This window comes from Grimontia sp. NTOU-MAR1, assembly GCF_035758505.1.
GTDB classification, from domain to species: Bacteria; Pseudomonadota; Gammaproteobacteria; order Enterobacterales; family Vibrionaceae; genus Enterovibrio; species Enterovibrio marinus.
Genome location: NZ_CP142108.1, coordinates 949,610 through 966,958 on the forward strand (window position 1 = coordinate 949,610; position 17,349 = coordinate 966,958).

The following is a 17,349-nucleotide window of genomic DNA, read 5'->3' on the forward strand; positions in this document are numbered from 1 at the left end:
GAACCCATAGGGTCTAGGGCTCTGCACCCTATTCTTGAAAGGGGTAAAAATGCAAAAAGGCCGCTGATAGTTCAGCGGCCTTTTCTAATATGGCGGAGAGATAGGGATTTGAACCCTAGATACGCTATTAACGTATGCCGGTTTTCAAGACCGGTGCTTTCAACCACTCAGCCATCTCTCCGTAAGTGCGGCGAATATTAACGGGGGCGCGGAAGAGTGTAAACCCCTTTTCTACACATTCGCATTTAAGTGCCTCTTTTTTAAACGCACTGACGGTATAAGACGAAAGTTTCCACAAATATCCAGCCAAAAGATCCAACATCCAAGCCGAAAGGCGCAATTAACCCTCTGATTTGGTCAGTTTCTCATGGTTGTGACTACAATGATGAAAAAAGCCTTGCGCTATTGATAGGCATATCACTTTGACAACCGAAGAGATGAAGGCACTTCCTGCTTAACATTAAACGTCGCAGAAAGGTCTGGAGGTCATCTTGTGGAGCATAGGCTAATTGGCCAACGAGAAGAGAGACGACAATGAAAACTTCAGATTTATTTGTGCGTGCGCTGGAAAATGAGGGTGTTGACTATATCTACGGCATTCCGGGTGAAGAAAATCTCGATTTTCTGAACTCGCTGAAAGATTCCAAAATTGAACTCATCCTGACTCGTCATGAGCAAGCTGCAGGGTTTATGGCAGCGACATATGGTCGATTAACCGGGAAACCCGGAGTCTGTCTCTCAACACTTGGTCCAGGTGCAACGAATTTTGTTACAGCGGCTGCTTATGCTCAATTAGGCGCGATGCCGATGCTAATGCTTGGCGGTCAAAAGCCGATTCGTAAGAGTAAGCAAGGACGTTTCCAGATTGTTGATGTCGTCAACCTAATGAAACCAATTACCAAGTATTCCGAACAAGTCGTAGACGGCAATAATGTCCCCGCAATGGTACGCGAATCCTTCCGTGTGTGTATGGAAGAGCGTCCGGGCGCTGGTTATCTCGAACTTCCGGAAGATATTGCCGAAGAAGATTCAGGCGCAACGGTATTTGATGTGGTGAATCACCGAAGGCCTGATGCGAACGAGAAATGTCTCGATCAGGCAGCAGAAATGATCAAAAACGCCAAGATGCCGCTGTTGTTGATTGGTGCGGGTGCTAATCGCAAACGTTCCAGCCAAGCTCTAAAAGAATTCATCGAAAAAACGGGTATCTATTTCTTCAATACTCAAATGGGTAAAGGTGTGGTGGATGAGCGTCATGAGCGTTTTATCGGCACTGCAGCCCTTTCAAGCCATGACTTCCTGCACTGTGCGATTGAAAAAGCTGACCTGATTATCAACGTCGGTCACGATGTCATCGAGAAGCCTCCGTTCTTTATGGAGAAAGGCGGTACCAAAGTCATTCACATCAACTTCTTTGCAGCGCGCACTGATGAAGTGTACTTCCCGCAACTCAATGTCGTAGGTGACATCTGTTCATCAGTGGGCCGTCTGACGGAGAAAGTCGGCAAGCTTTCACAAGATATGAGCTATTTCGGCCGCGTAAAAGCCCATGTTGATGAGCGCACTACCAAGTACTTTGAAGATCGACGCTTCCCTATTCTTCCCCAACGTCTTGTGAAAATCCTACGTGACCAGTTAGATGATGAAGACATCGTCACACTCGATAACGGCGTATACAAAATCTGGTTTGCTCGCAATTACCAGTGCCACAGCAATAATACCCTTTTATTGGATAACGCCCTCGCCACAATGGGCGCGGGTTTGCCTTCAGCCATGGTGGCTAAACAACTCTATCCGGACAAGAAAGTGGTATCAGTCAACGGTGATGGCGGCTTCATGATGAACTCGCAGGAAATCGAGACCGCAGTTCGTATGGGGCTGGATCTGGTCGTTATCATACTGAACGACAGCGCCTACGGCATGATCAAGTGGAAACAGGAAGGCATGGAATTCGACAACTTTGGTTTGGATTTCGGTAACCCTGATTTCGTGAAATACGCCAACAGCTTCGGTGCGATTGGTCACCGTCCTGATAGCCATGACGAATTCCAGTCGATTCTAAAACATGCGCTAAACACCAAAGGCGTTCACCTCATTGATTTGCCAGTGGACTACTCACTAAACCACTCCATTTTGAATGTTCTTATCAAGGAAAGCCGTTCTATCGGATAAAGGGAGAGTGTAAACATCATGTCTGAACTGAACGTCTATCGCCCCTATGATGGCGGTTTGATTCGGTCGCTGCCAATGCAGACAGCCGACGATGTAGAAACAGCGCTGGCGACAGCGCACACGCTGTTTCTCGACAGAAACACATGGATGCCGCCATATCAGCGCATTGAGATTCTTGAACGTGTGATTGAAATCATGTCGTCTCAGGTAGAGTCACTCACACGCATGGCTGCGGAAGAAGGTGGTAAGCCCTACATCGACTCCAAAGTAGAAGTGCTGCGTGCCATCAACGGCGTAAAGCTGGCCATTGAACATATTCCGCAAATCAAAGGTGAGCAGATCCCGATGGGACAAACCTCGGCATCAGTAAATCGCATGGCTTTCACGATTCGTGAGCCAATTGGTGTCGTAGCGTCTGTGAGTGCTTTCAATCACCCACTCAACCTAATCGTACATCAGGTCATTCCTGCATTGGCAGTAGGTTGTCCTGTGATTGTAAAACCCGCGCTAACCACACCCCTATCTTGCCTGAGATTAGTTGAGATCCTGCATGAAGCGGGCTTACCCAAAGGTTGGTGTCAGGCACTGGTTTGCGACAACGACGCTTCCAGCAAACTGGTCTCTGATTCACGGGTTAACTTTCTTTCATTTATTGGCTCTGCAAAAGTAGGCTGGATGCTGAGATCGCAACTCGCACCGGGCACACGCTGTGCACTGGAACATGGTGGTGCCGCCCCTGTGATTGTTGATGACAGCGCCAATATTGATGAGGTCGTACCTATGCTTGCCAAAGGCGGCTTCTACCATGCAGGACAAGTTTGTGTATCTGTCCAGCGAGTGTACGCACAGCAAGGGTTTTGTCGTGAACTGGCGGTAAGACTTGCACAGGCAGCAGAAAAGATGAAGGTCGGTGATCCATTGGATCCGGATATAGAAGTCGGTCCGCTCATTCTGCCGCGCGAAGTCGAACGTGTTGACGAGTGGGTGCAGGAAGCAGTAAAAAGCGGTGCTGAATTGCTTTGTGGTGGCAAGAAAATCTCCGAGAGTTGCTACGCGCCAACCGTATTACTCAACCCACCGGATGACGTCCGCGTTTCCCAAATGGAAATCTTTGGCCCCGTGGTGTGCGTGTACTCTTATGCTGACAAACAAACGGCTATTGACCGTGCAAATGGATTGCCATATGCCTTTCAAGCAGCGGTGTTTACCAACGATTTAGAAGACGCATTGAATGTCACTCAGCAACTCAACGCAACTGCAGTGATGGTAAACGACCACACAGCATTCCGTGTCGACTGGATGCCATTTGGCGGCCGCGACGCTTCTGGTGTGGGCCTTGGTGGCATTCAATATTCCATGCATGAAATGACAAGGGACAAGATGCTCGTGTTTAAGAGCAAGCATTTGTGAGAAGGCCTATTTAAATCTATCCCTCTGACCCACCCCTGTTACCAGCGACAGCGTTCAACACTGGGTGGGTCACCCTATTCTTTTACATCCCAGTTTCGTTGAATTCCCTCCATATCAGATAGCTTAGGCAAAATGTCTTATAGTTAAATCATACATCTCAATTTTACAGCACAGGAGACGGCGTGAATATCCGAGCTAGGGCGATTCTCTTAACCGCGTTCATCTTTACAGCCGTCATCCTTACGTTTATCACAATAACAATCGGTTATCTGGGCGATGCGCGCAAAGAGGAAATGAATTACCGCGCAAAAGAACTCGCTGGGCTTGTTGCTGTTACCTTCGAAATTCCTTTGCTTGAAAAGAATCATACAATCATTAGAGAGATGACAGATCGCTTTGTCACGCATGAAGATCTGACCTATCTGACTATTGATCAGGGGGATACACTGATTGCACATAGCCGGAGCTTGGAGACTCCGGAAGATGGCGTTACAGTGGTTTTCCAAGAAGTGAAGAATGCCGAAGGGAAGGTGCGCTTAAACTTAGGCACACGGCCGGACATTTGGTCCATGTGAACGCAAAAATGAAGGCAAAACACAATGAGCACGAAGATTTGAAATTCTACATTGCGCACTTTGAGGTGGTTGGCAGGAGTAGGGATGATCTTACCCGTGAAAACAATCTCGAAGGCGAAGAACAAAGCCCACCGTAGCGGGCTTCTTCATTCTTTGGCTTGAACAAGCTATAACGCAATAAACACGCCTGCCAGCGCAGCACTCATCAAGTTAGCTAAAGTCGCCGCCACTACGGCTCGGAAGCCTAGCTTTGCGACATCCTGCCTACGCCCTGGAGCCATAGCACCGATTGAGCCTAGGTTAATCGCAATCGAACCAATGTTGGCAAAACCACACAGAGCAAAGGTGACAATGATTTGGCTGTGCTCTGTCAGCGCGTCTTTCACGTTTACAAAATCCATGAATGCAACGAATTCGTTAAGAATTGTCTTCTGACCAATCAGTGCTCCCGCACTGAGCGCTTCATTCAAAGGAATACCCGCTGCAAATGCCAGTGGAGAGAAAAGGTAACCGAAGATCAACTGTAGCGTCAGACCGTCATATCCAAACCAAGTACCCACAATTTCAAACCCAGCGTTTACCATTGCAATCACGCTCACGAAGGCAATCAACATGGTACCGACAGCCACGGCCACTTTCACACCGTTCATTGCACCGGATGCCAATGCATCAATCGCGTTAACATCTGTACTCTTCTCTAGCTCGATGTTTGATTGGTCAATCGCAACTTCACGCTCTGGCACCAGCATCTTTGCCATCAAGAGGCCACCTGGAGCAGCCATAAAGCTCGCCGCAATCAGGTACTTCAATTCGATACCAAGAGCAGCATAACCACCTAAAACAGAGCCAGCGACAGAAGCCATACCACCCACCATGATGGCAAACAACTCTGAACGGGTCATGTTCTTCAGGAATGGGCGAATAACCAGTGAAGACTCACTCTGGGAAAGGAAAATGTTGCTGGTCGCAGCCAAAGACTCAACCTGAGAAGTACCCAGAAAACGTCGAATTGCACCGCCAATCACTTTGATCAGCCATTGCATGATACCAAGGTAATAGAGAAGAGAAATGATGGCGGAAAGGAAGATGATAAGAGGAAGAACGCGGATAGCAAAAATGAAATTGCCACTTGCTAAATCACCGAAAACGAAGCTGATACCTTCGTCCGCAAAAGCTAATAATCCTGAAACGCCGTTGCTGATTGAACCGAGAAGAGATTGACCAAGGGGGAAATAGAGAACCAGCGCGGCGAAGCCGGCCTGAAGAGAGAAAGCGCCAAGAACAGTTCGCCAATTGATGTCACGACGACTGTCTGATAGTGCGTAAGCACACGCCAACAGGGCCAATACGCCGGCCAAGCTGTAGAAGATTTGCATTATGTTACCTTGCTATTGTATCTGGATTTTGGAGGGTTTGATTAGACGCGCGTAGGCAAAGGCAACATGGCAGGAGGCTGCAAATGCTGTCCTACCCCAAGACGAATATCAAAGGCCCATATACCCAAACGACCTGAAGATACAGGATGTAGTTTGTTTGGGTATTCATGCTCACAGTTACGCTGGGCCCAGTTCCTTGGGGCAAGTTTCCATTTTGCAGCCGATTGAAAGCTTGGTTATTCACGCCATTCGTTAACGAAAAGCGCTCGCTTTAACCGGGCAGAGAATATAGCAAAGCCAAACCGTGCGTGACAATGATCGCTTTTGTTAAATTTCATGGTTTGATTACAGAACAAGCACAAAAGGCTGATTTAGATAAAAACTAACAAAGAGAAAGCCCGGCTAGAAAACCGGGCTTGTCGATTTATCATTGAGCTAAACTCACTTCAAATGGAAGATTTGTTCAGTCTCCAGTGAGGTCATCGCACGTACCTGACGCCAAACGTAGTAGAAAATACCAAGCATCATCAACATGCTTGGGATCGCAATCATTGGATAGCTATAGAGCGTCATCTTGCCCAGTTCTTCATTGAATGCCACTGTGCCTGCCGGACTGGTCACAATCCAGGTTGCGAGGAAATAATTCATCGCTGATGAGAAAACGAAAGTGCTGGCAAACAGATAGTTGGACGTTGTCAGGCAACGCTCAAACGCTTCGGTATTGTTAGTTTGTGCCAAACGTTCTTTGATAAGTTCAAGGTTGAGCAGCGTGTCGTTGAAGATCATCTTCTTCACAATAGGGTAAGGCGTGAAGGTAGAAATGAGTACCGCCAGACCAATTACGCCAGGAATCAACGCTTCCTTAATCGCCAGCCATTGAGTGTCCAGTTCAAGAAGGCCGATCCCCCCCGTCAGCAGCACACTGACAAAGCCCAGTGCAGCAATCAGGTTCAGTTTCTTACTGCGGATGAGTTCCATGCCACCATATGCTACCGGGAAAGCCAGCGCCACAACCAACGCCATTACGGTGCCAAGGTGTTCTTCACCGCTAAACTTCATCAAAATGAATGAAGGCAAAAATACGTTAAAGACAATTTCGAACAATGCGTTCGGCTTTTTAGTTTCGGTATTACTCATAATCTTCCAGTTTAAAGCGCCATGTTATTTTTCAGGCTTTGTTGAATTGTTCCCTGACAGCCACGAGATGTAAAGGTTGGATACCTCATCCTGTGTAACGACATGTGTCGATTCCCTAGTTCTTCAGGCAGCTATTTGATGTAAAAGGTTCCGAAAAAGCTCGAGTGACTGGGATTTTGAGATACAAAAAAGTCCCGACATTTCTGTCGAGGCTTGGTTGTGTTGGCGGAGCGAATGGGATTCAACGCGCCGGGCGCCCGGACGCGACCCAAAGTGCGCAGCACTTTCTGGGGCGCGTATAAGAAAAAAGCCTGACGCTTTCGCATCAGGCTTAAATCGTTGGCGGAACGGCTGGGCTGGCGCTCCAGCGGGACTCAAGCCGCATGGCTCGTGAGAGCCCCCCTCTTGGAATCTGATAGATACAAAAAAGCCCCGACATTTCTGTCGAGGCTTCATTGTGTTGGCGGAGCGGACGGGACTCGAACCCGCGACCCCCGGCGTGACAGGCCGGTATTCTAACCAACTGAACTACCGCTCCAATTCTTGTGAAATCCGGCTTTACAGCCCAACTTCCAGAATGTGGCGGAGAGATAGGGATTTGAACCCTAGATACGCTATTAACGTATGCCGGTTTTCAAGACCGGTGCTTTCAACCACTCAGCCATCTCTCCGTAAGTGCGGCGAATATTAGCGAGGTCTCGGAAGGCTGTAAACCCCCTTTTTGCATGTTTTAATTCAAATGCTCAAAAAGCCACCAAGAAGTGTGCATTTTCTTGCTGCACATCAGAAAACCCAGTATCTTAAAAATGGGAAATTAACCTTCAAAACGAATTTTAAACTTTCTCGTCCCCTGAATGTCAGTGACTGCTAGAATGCCCGTTATCTAAAACAATTCGAACATAGCGATGACAAAAAAACTGCTCACCTTCTTTCTTTGCTTTTTTGCCCTTTCACCTGCATTTGCTACCGAACAACCGGAAATCATCAGAGGCGCAGCCTGTATAGTCTCAGATGGCCAAGGCCGCGTGTTAGTCACCCGGGATATTCTAAATAACCGAATTTCAATACCTGGCGGCTTTGTAGATAGTGACAACCCCGCTGACGCTGCGATCCGCGAAACCCTCGAAGAGACGGGTATTGCGGTTGAAGTAGTCAAAGAGTTTGCACGATTAGATAGAGCCGTTTTGTTTGATTGTCGTGCCCTATCCCCTATTGCCATCCACAGTCAGGAAGATGGCAATGCTATGGTGGCCAGTTGGCAAGCGGAGCATTTCGGCCGGGAAGTTCGCAACGTCTCCATGATGAAACCAAGCTCGGTAGACATTAAAGAAGTCCGATTCCCCGATCAGATAAGAATGATCCCAACCTGGCTGGAAACAGCTACACCCAGTGAAACCGCCCACTTCGAAGAGTTCAGTCATATGAGTGCTGAGTTCAATGTATGGAATGCATCGATTAACCAAACGTTCCAACAAGCCATCAAAGCAATGCCTTCCATTTGGGGTGGACTGCTTACAGCGTCCTCGGCAATGGGAAGCGGCGTGTTGTTCTTCTTGCTTATCCCAATTGCAATGGCAGCTGGCGGCGTAAAACGGGTTTCTCAATTGATGTTTACAACCGTCGCTGTCACCTTGATTGTCAGCTTCGCAAAGCTGCATTTTGCTGTTCCCAGACCCTTTTATCTGTTCCCAGATCTTCAGCTTACAAGCGCTTCAGGCTTCGCTTTCCCGAGTGGCCATACAGCGACAGCCTTCGCAGTGTGGGGACTGGTTTATCTGTGGTTGAAACAAGCAGGTAAGGGATATCTCGCTATTTGGTTAATACCGTCGGCATTGGTGGCATTAAGCCGCGTTTATCTTGGTGTCCATTATGTTACCGACGTGCTGGCCGGAGCCGTGATTGGTACGTTGGTGGTGTCAGTTTCACACGCTTTGACTCAACACCAGAGCAAAGTTGTTTCACCAGTATTGTGGGCTCTGATTACCGTTGTCACCCTTCCGCTCGCCGCCACCCAGATCCAGCCAACTTTTCTCTACTGTGCGGCTTTTTCACTGACTTTCGCTGTGATGCTATTCCTGACAAAAAAGCAAATCCCGACTATTGATGCACCTTTAGGTCAGAAGGGTTTCATTTGGGCATTTGTCAGTGTCGCGGGAATCGCCGGGCTGATTGGCGGCACTGGGCAAGTGTCCAACTCAAGTATCGAAATTCTTGCTGCAACCACACTGGGGTTTGCCTTGTTGGCTGTGTTGTTATCTTGGTTGGTTCCTAAACTCAGCAGATAATTCGCCAACAGCCCGCCACAATAAAGAGCGCCCAGAGGCGCTCTTTCAACTATCAGACTTATTAGCCTTTGGCGATATCTGCCAATTCTTTTTCCGCATCGTGATCAATTTCCACATGCGTAACAACACCAGCAGTCGGGTCGTTAAAGATAGACTCATCCAGCTTACCTTCGCTTTTCGCAACAATACAGCTTACCGCCGCATCACCGGTCACGTTAACCGCAGTACGCACCATATCCAACAGGCGGTCAACACCCAGAATCAAGCCAATGCCCTCCAGCGGCAGACCAACCTGCGCGAATACCATCGACAACATGATTAAACCAACACCTGGTACACCCGCGGTACCGATGGAAGCCAGGACAGCCATCAAGATAACGGTCAGGAAGCCACCAACACCCAGGTCAATGCCATAGATATTGGCGATAAATACCGTCGCCACACCCTGCATAATCGCCGTACCATCCATGTTGATAGTTGCTCCGAACGGAACGGTGAAAGAACCGACAGAGTTCTTCACACCCATACGCTCAGTCACGGTGCGCAGCGTAACAGGAATAGTCGCATTCGAGCTTGCAGTACTGAAAGCGAATACCTGCATGTTGCGCGCCTTCTTCATGAAGGTCACGATGTTCAGGCCAGAGAAGACTTTCAGAATGGTCGGGATAACCACAAAGAGGTGCAGTAATAGAATAGCAATCAGCACGACCACGTAGCCAATCAGTTCAACGAAAAGCCCTAAACCGAGGTTAGCCATGGCTTTGGCGATCAAACAGAACACTGCGTAAGGAGCGATCTCCATGATGAGCGTAACCATCTTCATCATGATTTCGTTCAACACTTCCACCAGCTCAACCACTTTCTTCGCTTCTTTACCCACCATCAAGATGCACACACCCATCAGGATCGCGAAGAAGATGATTTGCAGCATCTCACCCTCAGAAAGCGCATTCACTGGGTTGTTTGGGATGATGTCGATAAGTACTTGAGAAAGTGGCGGTGCTTCACGACCCGAGAATGCGGTATCAGCCGCCATTTGCATGCCAGTACCGATACCGCTGATTGATGCGATTATGATTGCAACGGCTATAGCAACAGCAGTAGTCAGAATGTAAAGACCAAAGGATTTAGAACCCACCCGGCCAAGCGTTTTAATGTCACCAATCCCGCAAACCCCGCAAATTAGCGAGAAAAGTACCAGCGGAACAACCATCATTTTCAACGCGTTAACAAACATTTTTCCCACAACGTGGAACAAACCGTTTGTAATGTAGGTCTCAACAAATCCACCTGCTGGGTTTAAGCCCAGAATGTTAATAGCGAGTCCAAGAATAATACCGCCTACCAAGCCGACAATAACCTTGGCGGTTAGGCTCATCTTGCCATCACCGTTTGATGCAGCATCTACCATAATTACCTCCATGATTTTAGTTATGCAGTCGTGAAAACTCTTTCTTTTGTCTAATTAACTGTCAATTGGCAAAATCTGCACAAGCTAATTACGCATAAATAGTCACAAGGAGAGATATTCCACTCACTCAATGAGAAAGTGATTTGATTAGCTTAAAAATCAATCCGCAGCGAAAGACTTATGTATGGAAAGTCCACGACTGGCAATAGATATATCCTGAATTCAAAGAAGGCTTTGTCTCGAAATTGAGTGTAAATGCAGTTTCTGTTAACAGGGTGTTAACTAAATTTGTTGTATGAGAAAAAAGGCAAACAAGAGTCAACTGGGTTCCCCCGGTAAACCGAAAACTACACCTCGGCCGATATCAAAACTGACCGATTTCACCGCACGGAAATGACCATCATCTGTGATGTAGTCAACGCACAGATCTCGAACGCTTAACAAAGGGTCAATATGAAAGGCATGTTCACTTGCCATGCAGATTCACTCTCAAAACAATATTGAATGCAAACCATTATCATTTATTTTTGCAGTAAAGTAAGTCCTAAAAAAAGAGTGAATTAGATCGCAGAGAATGGGGTAAGGATCGCCGGCATCCTTTCATGTATAATCCCCGCTCATTTCTTGAACCCGTGGTAAGCATGAGTCAATGTCCTGAGTGCGGAAACGCACTTGAATGTACCGCTGAATCAGGTCAATGCTGGTGCATGCAGTATCCCAATATTCTTCCTCCGGCAGCAGAGGACAACCTCTCGTGTCTGTGTAAAAACTGCCTGGCGAAACGCATCAACGAGAAACTGGAAACCCTTTATCAGGAATACAGCACCAATGATTTGATTCGTCTGGCAAAGCCCTATCGCGAGGAGAAGGAGTTAGTGGAAGGACTGGATTACACCATCGAACGTGGACTCTATGTATTCTCAGCTTGGTACCATTTACGCCGTGGCACCTGTTGCGGAAACGGCTGTCGCCACTGCCCATACGGCAAAGCAGAGCCATCAGGCTACAACAAAGTGGGCTAAATCACGGACTCATTGAAGTTCTTCGCTGAAAATACGCCGTTTTTTCACCCAAACGAGGCAATCCAGAAAAATGAAAATCGTTGCAGTCACCGCCTGCCCAACAGGCATTGCCCACACTTACATGGCTGCCGCTGAACTCAAAAAAGCAGCACAACAAATCGATATTCAAATCATGGTTGAGACCCAAGGTGCGATGGGCATTGAGAATCCTCTCAGCATTCAAGACATCGCCCGTGCCAATGTGGTGTTGATTGCCTCCGACATTGAAGTAGAAGACCGCGCCCGATTCTCGGGCAGTAAAATCCACTGTGTGACCATTGAAGAAGTCCTGACGGATCCTTTGAAAGTATTGGAGCGCTGCAAGTCGTTATGATCACCCGGAGGATAACCTTCTTTGTTGATGAAGAAGGCTTGGCAGCATGGAGGCTGAACCGTCTGAAAACGATGGCGGGGTATTTCCGATCTGTCACTATGTTATGCAATATCTCCCAACGCAAACAAGCCAGCGTCGAACATCCTATTCGGATGATGAGCCTGAGTATCAAGCCTGGCGATCTCTGCCAGTTATTGATTGAAGGGTCTGATGCCGAGCTTGCTTCCATGGTGCTCACCGATTTTCTGGATGAACATGCTCACGTCCTTTCCGGTGGTAAAAACAGTGCGCCGTTCGAGCCTTCTAATCATGTCACCCTGCCTTTCACGGGCTGTATCCACCGCATTGACAATTCTCCATTGGATAAACATACGTTATTGGCAGAGTTCGCGCTGAGAGTATCAATGAATGAATCTACCAGTCAGGAAGACTTGTTCAATGCGCTATGTAAACGGGAGAGTGTTTCGGCAACCTGCATGGGCAATGGCATTGCACTGCCCCATATCATTTCACCGAATGTCAGCAAGGCGCATCTGATGATAGCGACCACAGCGTTGCCATTGGATTGGGGCTCAAAGCGCGGTGAAGTGACGCGGGTGGTAGGAATGATGCTCCCTGCGCCGCCGGTTCGCGAGCATGTGCTCGCCTTTTCTGGCTTTTCCCAATTGCTATTAGAAAAACATTTCTGTCGCTATCTGACCGATAATCAGGATACGGATATTCTGGAAACCATTATCGTTCATTCCCTTTCCAATGCGTCAGTCTGAGCCCCGATATTCAGACGGTGTCATGCCAGTTTTGGACTTAAACACGCGGTAGAAGTAATTCACATCCTGAAAACCACAACGGGTCGCCACTTCCGCAAGACGAAAGTCATAGCGTTTCAACATGAACTTGGCGCGATCTATCCGCACCCAGGTAATGTAATCCGCCATCCGCATATGGCCTTGCTGACGGAAAAGCCGCGACAGGTGATTCGGCGTGATATTGAAGCGATGCGCTATCGACTCGCGCGTGATGTGGCGGTGAAAGTTCTCCTGAATGTAGATACAAATCCCCTGATACAAATCTTCCACCCGATTGCGCGTAGCTGCTGTCGGCGCAGTGAGCATCTGCTGGCAATAGCTCAACAGCGCGTGGAGCAGATATCCATCCATCGGCGTTTGCACGGGCTCTTTGGCAAGTGTATTCAGCGCAGCGAGAATGTGGTCAATCGCATGGCCAGTTCGGGTTTGGAGACTGTGCTTTTGCACATCATAGAAGCCCGGTTGATTCTTGGCCTTACTCACCAAACTGAAGCCCAGTTGGCGCTTACCAAACAGAAGACTCAGTACAGAGCAGTCTGTGTCCCAGTTGGGTTTATTCCAGCTGTTTGGCGGCACATACAAAGCATCCCCTGCCAATAGTTTTGATTCGGTGATCGACTTGTCGGGATTTTCCAGAAGGTTGGGATATTCACCGCTAATCACCAGTTCAACCCGGGGAAAATTGACCTGATAACTGAATTGAGGTGGTGTTACCTGATCACTGGCAAACCAGACGTGATTGAAATGTTCGCGCTCTGCCAGAATATTCTCCAGCAGTAATTGAAAGACCTGACTCATGGTTGTTTTATCTAGGGGCTGTTGACCTTTGGTGGTTAAATTTTGTTCTAGCCATAAACGTTTTAGGCGCGGCGAAGTGTGTGCCGCCTAGTCACTCTAAGCAAATACACCTCAACAAAGCATAAAACGTTTAGAGCAGAACCCTTTGGGCAGCCAGAGAGTCTCTACAGCACACATCCAATGCGTGACTAAGCTCACCAAAAACAGGCCTTTTGACGCCATTTTAAAGTTACTAATCTCTAGCGGTTAAATATTTCTAAAAATGACCACCTCAATCAAATAGATAATAATATAAATATAAATCATTGTTTAAAATTGTATTTTATAGAATCTCTTGCAAAAAAGTAACTCTTCTCTTACTGAGAACAAGATCACACCTCACTTTTAATGATACAAATATCCAGCAAAAGCCTTATCTCTCCTCTTCAAACAGTGCGCGCTAAAACGGGAAAATATATGTATTGGTGAGAACCGTTAAAAACAAAAACTTTTGAGGGATAGACATCATGATTACATCGCTAATCAATGAAGATCTGATTTGCCTGAACCTGAAAGCAACGTCCAAAGAAGACGTTTTTACAGAGATGATTGAACTTCTGCATGCTCAGGGCAGAGTCAACGACAAAGCACAGTTCCTGGCTGATATTCACGCACGTGAAGAACTGGGTAACACCGGTTTCGAAGATGGCGTTGCCCTGCCGCACTCAAAGAGTGCAGCGGTAATTGAGCCTGCTGTTGCTATCGGTATCAGCCGCGAAGGCATCGAATACGGCGCTGAAGATGGTCTGCCTTCAAAACTCTTTTTCATGATTGCTTCGCCAGACGGCGGCGCAAACCACCATATTGAAGTGCTGGCTGAACTGTCTTCAAAACTGATTGAAGATGGCTTTATCGAAAGCTTCATGAAAGCCGAAAGCGCTAAAGAGGCGCTAGCTCTGCTACTTGAGAAAAAAGAAGAGCTGAAAACACCAGAAGCCAATAAAGGTTTGCTGATTGGTGTGACTGGTTGCCCTGCTGGTGTTGCACACACTTATCTGGCGGCAGAAGCTCTGGAAAAAGGTGCAGCGGAATTGGGCTTTGAAATGAAGGTAGAAACCAATGGTTCTATCGGCGTGAAAAACAGCCCGACTGCGGAAGAAATTGCCCGCGCAGAAGCGATTATCGTTTCCTGTGACAAGCAGGTGGACATGACCCGTTTTGCTGGCAAACGCCTAATCAAAACCGGTGTTAAAGCGCCAATCAAAGATGCAAAAGGCTTGATCAATCAAGCGCTCGATGCCCCAGCATACGTTGCCTCTGCTGATGATAAAGCATCTGAGTCGTCTGAGAGCAAAGCTTCACAGGCACGTTCTGATTTGTATCGCTACCTGATGAATGGTGTATCTCACATGATCCCATTCGTGGTAACAGGTGGTCTTCTAATCGCACTGGCACTGGCAATTGGCGGTCAGCCTACCGAAGCGGGCATGGCGATCCCTTCCGGCAGTATATGGAACAAAGTCCTGGATGTGGGCGTGGTGGCTTTCACCTTGATGATTCCAATCCTTGCTGGCTACATCGCTTACGCGATTGCTGATCGTCCGGGTCTGGCTCCGGGCCTGATTGGTGGCTGGATTGCCAATAACGGTTCGTTCTACGGCGCAGAAGCGGGTACAGGCTTCATCGGCGCTATCGTTGCGGGTCTGCTGGTTGGTTACTTCGTGAAATGGGTGGCTACCCGCGACTATCACAAGTTTATCCAGCCGCTGGTGCCAATCATGATTGCACCTATCACAGGATCCCTTTTCATTGCTGGTCTGTTTATCTTCGTTATCGGCGCGCCAATCGCTGGACTGATGGAAGGTCTGAACACCATGCTGACCAGTATGAGCACAGGTAACGTTATCCTACTGGGTATTGTGTTGGGTGGTATGGCTGGCTTCGACATGGGTGGTCCATTCAACAAAGTGGCATTCCTCTTCTCAGTAGGCATGATTGCAAGCGGCCAAACACAGTTCATGGGGGCAATGGCGTGTGCAATTCCGGTCGCTCCACTGGGTATGGCGCTGGCTACCGTGATCGGCCGCAAGTTCAACATCTTCGAACAATCTGAAATCGAAGCGGGTAAAGCATCAGGTGCAATGGGTTTGGTTGGTATCTCTGAAGGTGCGATTCCATTCGCGGCGCAAGATCCAATGTCAGTGATTCCTGCTAACGTTATCGGCTCAATGGTGGCCGCAGTGATGGCCTTCTCCTTCGGCATCACCAACAGTGTGGCGCACGGTGGTCCAGTTGTTGCTCTTCTGGGTGCAATGAATAAACCTTTGCTGGCTCTGGCTTGTATGGCAGTAGGTGCAATCGTCACCGCGCTGGTCGCTGTTTCTCTCAAGAAAATGCGTCAGGCGAAAACGCAAAACGAAGTAGCTACAGCATAACCAAATGAATAGCGCTCCCTATCGGGAGCGTTTTATTTTGCACAATATCAGCTATGCACAGACATAATTTGGTAGACTTATTGTCAGGTTTTAAGGGCTTAAAGACAAACAATGACAACGCAATTTTTCCCCCTGAGAAACGTTATCCAGGATTACGCCTGGGGCAGTTACACGTCGCTGACTGAACTGTTTGATATGCCAAATCCAGATCACAAGCCACAGGCAGAAATCTGGATGGGCACCCACCCAAATGGGTGCTCAAAAATTGCTGTCGATAGTAAAGAAACCCTGCTGTCAGATTTCATTGGCTCAGACATGGAGAACATTCTGGGCGCATCCACTACCCAACAATTTGGCGAACTACCTTATCTGTTCAAAGTTCTGTGCGCAGAAAAAGCACTCTCGGTGCAGGTTCACCCAAGCAAGGAACAGGCTGAAGCAGGTTTTGCAAAAGAAGAAGCGGCAGGCATTCCCCTTTCAGCAAGCTTTCGCAACTACAAAGATCCGAATCACAAGCCAGAACTGGTTTTCGCACTGACCAAATACACTGCAATGAACGGCTTTCGTGATTACAGTGAAATTCTGGATTTCTTCCACCAGCTAAACATCGAAGAGCTGGCATCGCTGGTTAAAGCGTTTGAAGCAAATCAAAACGAACAAGGCTTGAGCGAATTCTTCGGTGCACTTCTTTCTCTGGAAGGCGAAGCCAAAAATGCAGCCGTAACAAAACTGCTGGCCTATGCAGATGCGAACCAAACTGATGAATTGTTTGCGTTACTGTTGACACTGTCTAAGCAATACCCTGGCGATATTGGCCTGTTCTCACCGCTGATCCTGAACACGCTAACATTTCAGCCGGGCGAAGCGATGTTCCTTGATGCTTGCACACCGCATGCTTACATCAAAGGCACCGGGCTGGAAATCATGGCGAATTCAGACAACGTTTTACGAGCGGGCCTGACACCAAAGCATATGGATGTAAAAGAACTGATTTCCTGTACCCGCTGTTTACCGATGCCGAAAGACACCATTCTTTTGGCACCCAGTATCGAGGGCAATGCACAGCATTACCCAATTCCGGTACCAGACTTCAAGTTCAGCGTTTACGGTAACACTCAAAATGAGCTTTTGAGCACTCAAAGTGCAGAGATCTTGATTGCTATTGATGCGCCATTGACGGTGACACACAACAACGGTGAAAGTGTCACACTGGGCAAAGGCGAGTCGGTATTCATCCCTGCTTATGTCGGTGTTTATCAAACTACCTGTGCCGGCTTATTTGCCCGCGCTTATAACTAGTCACACCTGAATCCCCCTAAGATAAGAAAGTCCGGCAAACGCTGGGCTTCTTTTTCTCCTATTTAAAGAACAATGTGCGCTCCCCATCATGACAGTCCATTGACGCTACTGTCGCTCTGTAGATGGCTCAATGAGATATGTAACAATCAATTAACAATGTATTTCCACCATCTGAGAAAGTGTTGCTAATGCCAAATACGCTAAAATAATGGCTTAGTTTGCTATGTTTAACATAACGAAAAGCCCTACTATGCCTAGGGGCTGTTGACCT

At 47.8% G+C, this 17,349-nt stretch carries 13 protein-coding genes, 3 tRNA genes and 1 pseudogene; 9 read left to right on the forward strand and 8 right to left on the reverse strand.

Features of this window, described 5'->3' with window-relative positions:
• Positions 1–90: 90 nt before the first annotated feature.
• Positions 91–181 (reverse strand) — tRNA-Ser (locus tag VP504_RS04305).
• A gap of 353 nt (positions 182–534) precedes the next feature.
• Here VP504_RS04305 and VP504_RS04310 point away from each other — a divergent pair.
• The 3 genes from VP504_RS04310 (at position 535) to VP504_RS04320 (ending at position 4,157) form a co-directional block, all read left to right on the forward strand.
• Positions 535–2,172 (forward strand): acetolactate synthase large subunit, encoded by a 1,638-nt coding sequence (locus tag VP504_RS04310; RefSeq protein WP_325893107.1) that lies wholly within the window; start codon positions 535–537, stop codon positions 2,170–2,172.
• An 18-nt stretch (positions 2,173–2,190) separates the two neighbouring features.
• A complete protein-coding gene (locus tag VP504_RS04315; protein ID WP_325893108.1) occupies positions 2,191–3,582 on the forward strand; it encodes an aldehyde dehydrogenase family protein in 1,392 nt (463 codons plus the stop codon).
• 182 nt (positions 3,583–3,764) lie between these two features.
• On the forward strand, positions 3,765–4,157 hold the full coding sequence (locus VP504_RS04320; RefSeq protein WP_325893109.1) for a hypothetical protein: 393 nt from the start codon (positions 3,765–3,767) through the stop codon (positions 4,155–4,157).
• Positions 4,158–4,324: 167 nt separating this feature from the next.
• Here the strand turns inward: VP504_RS04320 and VP504_RS04325 are convergent, their stop codons facing one another.
• The 4 genes from VP504_RS04325 to VP504_RS04340 form a co-directional block, all read right to left on the reverse strand.
• Positions 4,325–5,533, reverse strand: coding sequence for a NupC/NupG family nucleoside CNT transporter (locus VP504_RS04325; protein ID WP_325893110.1), 1,209 nt, complete (start codon positions 5,531–5,533; stop codon positions 4,325–4,327).
• 441 nt (positions 5,534–5,974) lie between these two features.
• Positions 5,975–6,670 carry a VC0807 family protein gene (locus VP504_RS04330; RefSeq protein ID WP_325893111.1) on the reverse strand — a complete coding sequence of 232 codons (696 nt, stop codon included), beginning with the start codon at positions 6,668–6,670 and terminating at the stop codon, positions 5,975–5,977.
• 461 nt (positions 6,671–7,131) lie between these two features.
• Positions 7,132–7,208 (reverse strand) — tRNA-Asp (locus VP504_RS04335).
• Between the two features lie 42 nt (positions 7,209–7,250).
• Positions 7,251–7,341, reverse strand: a tRNA-Ser gene (locus VP504_RS04340).
• A 234-nt stretch (positions 7,342–7,575) separates the two neighbouring features.
• On the opposite strand from VP504_RS04340, the gene VP504_RS04345 reads away from it, so the two are divergent.
• Positions 7,576–8,955 (forward strand): bifunctional NUDIX hydrolase/phosphatase PAP2 family protein, encoded by a 1,380-nt coding sequence (locus tag VP504_RS04345; protein ID WP_325893112.1) that lies wholly within the window; start codon positions 7,576–7,578, stop codon positions 8,953–8,955.
• A gap of 61 nt (positions 8,956–9,016) precedes the next feature.
• Here the strand turns inward: VP504_RS04345 and VP504_RS04350 are convergent, their stop codons facing one another.
• Complete coding sequence (locus VP504_RS04350; protein ID WP_325893113.1) at positions 9,017–10,366, reverse strand: dicarboxylate/amino acid:cation symporter; 1,350 nt, start codon at positions 10,364–10,366, stop codon at positions 9,017–9,019.
• Between the two features lie 327 nt (positions 10,367–10,693).
• Positions 10,694–10,843: pseudogene (locus tag VP504_RS04355) on the reverse strand (ABC transporter ATP-binding protein); the annotation flags it as partial.
• Between the two features lie 125 nt (positions 10,844–10,968).
• Between VP504_RS04355 and VP504_RS04360 the strand changes: the two are divergent.
• The 3 genes from VP504_RS04360 to VP504_RS04370 all read left to right on the forward strand — a co-directional run bounded on the left by VP504_RS04360 (position 10,969) and on the right by VP504_RS04370 (position 12,528).
• Positions 10,969–11,388: a cysteine-rich CWC family protein gene (locus tag VP504_RS04360; RefSeq protein ID WP_325893114.1), complete on the forward strand. Its 420-nt coding sequence runs from the start codon at positions 10,969–10,971 to the stop codon at positions 11,386–11,388.
• A 70-nt stretch (positions 11,389–11,458) separates the two neighbouring features.
• Positions 11,459–11,761 carry a PTS fructose transporter subunit IIB gene (locus VP504_RS04365; RefSeq protein ID WP_325893115.1) on the forward strand — a complete coding sequence of 101 codons (303 nt, stop codon included), beginning with the start codon at positions 11,459–11,461 and terminating at the stop codon, positions 11,759–11,761.
• Positions 11,758–12,528, forward strand: coding sequence for a PTS sugar transporter subunit IIA (locus VP504_RS04370; RefSeq protein WP_325893116.1), 771 nt, complete (start codon positions 11,758–11,760; stop codon positions 12,526–12,528). Before VP504_RS04365 ends, VP504_RS04370 begins: the two co-directional genes overlap by 4 nt.
• Here the strand turns inward: VP504_RS04370 and VP504_RS04375 are convergent.
• Complete coding sequence (locus tag VP504_RS04375) at positions 12,520–13,365, reverse strand: AraC family transcriptional regulator (protein WP_325893117.1); 846 nt, start codon at positions 13,363–13,365, stop codon at positions 12,520–12,522. The two genes, VP504_RS04370 and VP504_RS04375, sit on opposite strands and share 9 nt — an antisense overlap.
• 506 nt (positions 13,366–13,871) lie before the next feature.
• Between VP504_RS04375 and VP504_RS04380 the strand changes: the two genes are divergently transcribed.
• Positions 13,872–15,779 carry a fructose-specific PTS transporter subunit EIIC gene (locus tag VP504_RS04380; protein ID WP_325893118.1) on the forward strand — a complete coding sequence of 636 codons (1,908 nt, stop codon included), beginning with the start codon at positions 13,872–13,874 and terminating at the stop codon, positions 15,777–15,779.
• A 111-nt stretch (positions 15,780–15,890) separates the two neighbouring features.
• Entirely contained in the window at positions 15,891–17,078 is a 1,188-nt protein-coding gene (gene manA, locus VP504_RS04385) for a mannose-6-phosphate isomerase, class I (RefSeq protein ID WP_325893119.1), read from the forward strand.
• The last annotated feature ends 271 nt before the right edge of the window (positions 17,079–17,349 follow it).

Excerpts from the sequence above, each read along its gene's own strand:
- VP504_RS04310 (WP_325893107.1), top strand. The coding sequence starts at position 535 with ATGAAAACTTCAGATTTATTTGTGCGTGCGCTGGAAAATGAGGGTGTT.
- VP504_RS04315 (WP_325893108.1), top strand. The coding sequence starts at position 2,191 with ATGTCTGAACTGAACGTCTATCGCCCCTATGATGGCGGTTTGATTCGG.
- VP504_RS04325 (WP_325893110.1), bottom strand. The coding sequence starts at position 5,533 with ATGCAAATCTTCTACAGCTTGGCCGGCGTATTGGCCCTGTTGGCGTGT.
- VP504_RS04330 (WP_325893111.1), bottom strand. The coding sequence starts at position 6,670 with ATGAGTAATACCGAAACTAAAAAGCCGAACGCATTGTTCGAAATTGTC.
- VP504_RS04345 (WP_325893112.1), top strand. The coding sequence starts at position 7,576 with ATGACAAAAAAACTGCTCACCTTCTTTCTTTGCTTTTTTGCCCTTTCA.
- VP504_RS04350 (WP_325893113.1), bottom strand. The coding sequence starts at position 10,366 with ATGGTAGATGCTGCATCAAACGGTGATGGCAAGATGAGCCTAACCGCC.
- VP504_RS04360 (WP_325893114.1), top strand. The coding sequence starts at position 10,969 with ATGTATAATCCCCGCTCATTTCTTGAACCCGTGGTAAGCATGAGTCAA.
- VP504_RS04365 (WP_325893115.1), top strand. The coding sequence starts at position 11,459 with ATGAAAATCGTTGCAGTCACCGCCTGCCCAACAGGCATTGCCCACACT.
- VP504_RS04370 (WP_325893116.1), top strand. The coding sequence starts at position 11,758 with ATGATCACCCGGAGGATAACCTTCTTTGTTGATGAAGAAGGCTTGGCA.
- VP504_RS04375 (WP_325893117.1), bottom strand. The coding sequence starts at position 13,365 with ATGAGTCAGGTCTTTCAATTACTGCTGGAGAATATTCTGGCAGAGCGC.
- VP504_RS04380 (WP_325893118.1), top strand. The coding sequence starts at position 13,872 with ATGATTACATCGCTAATCAATGAAGATCTGATTTGCCTGAACCTGAAA.
- manA (WP_325893119.1), top strand. The coding sequence starts at position 15,891 with ATGACAACGCAATTTTTCCCCCTGAGAAACGTTATCCAGGATTACGCC.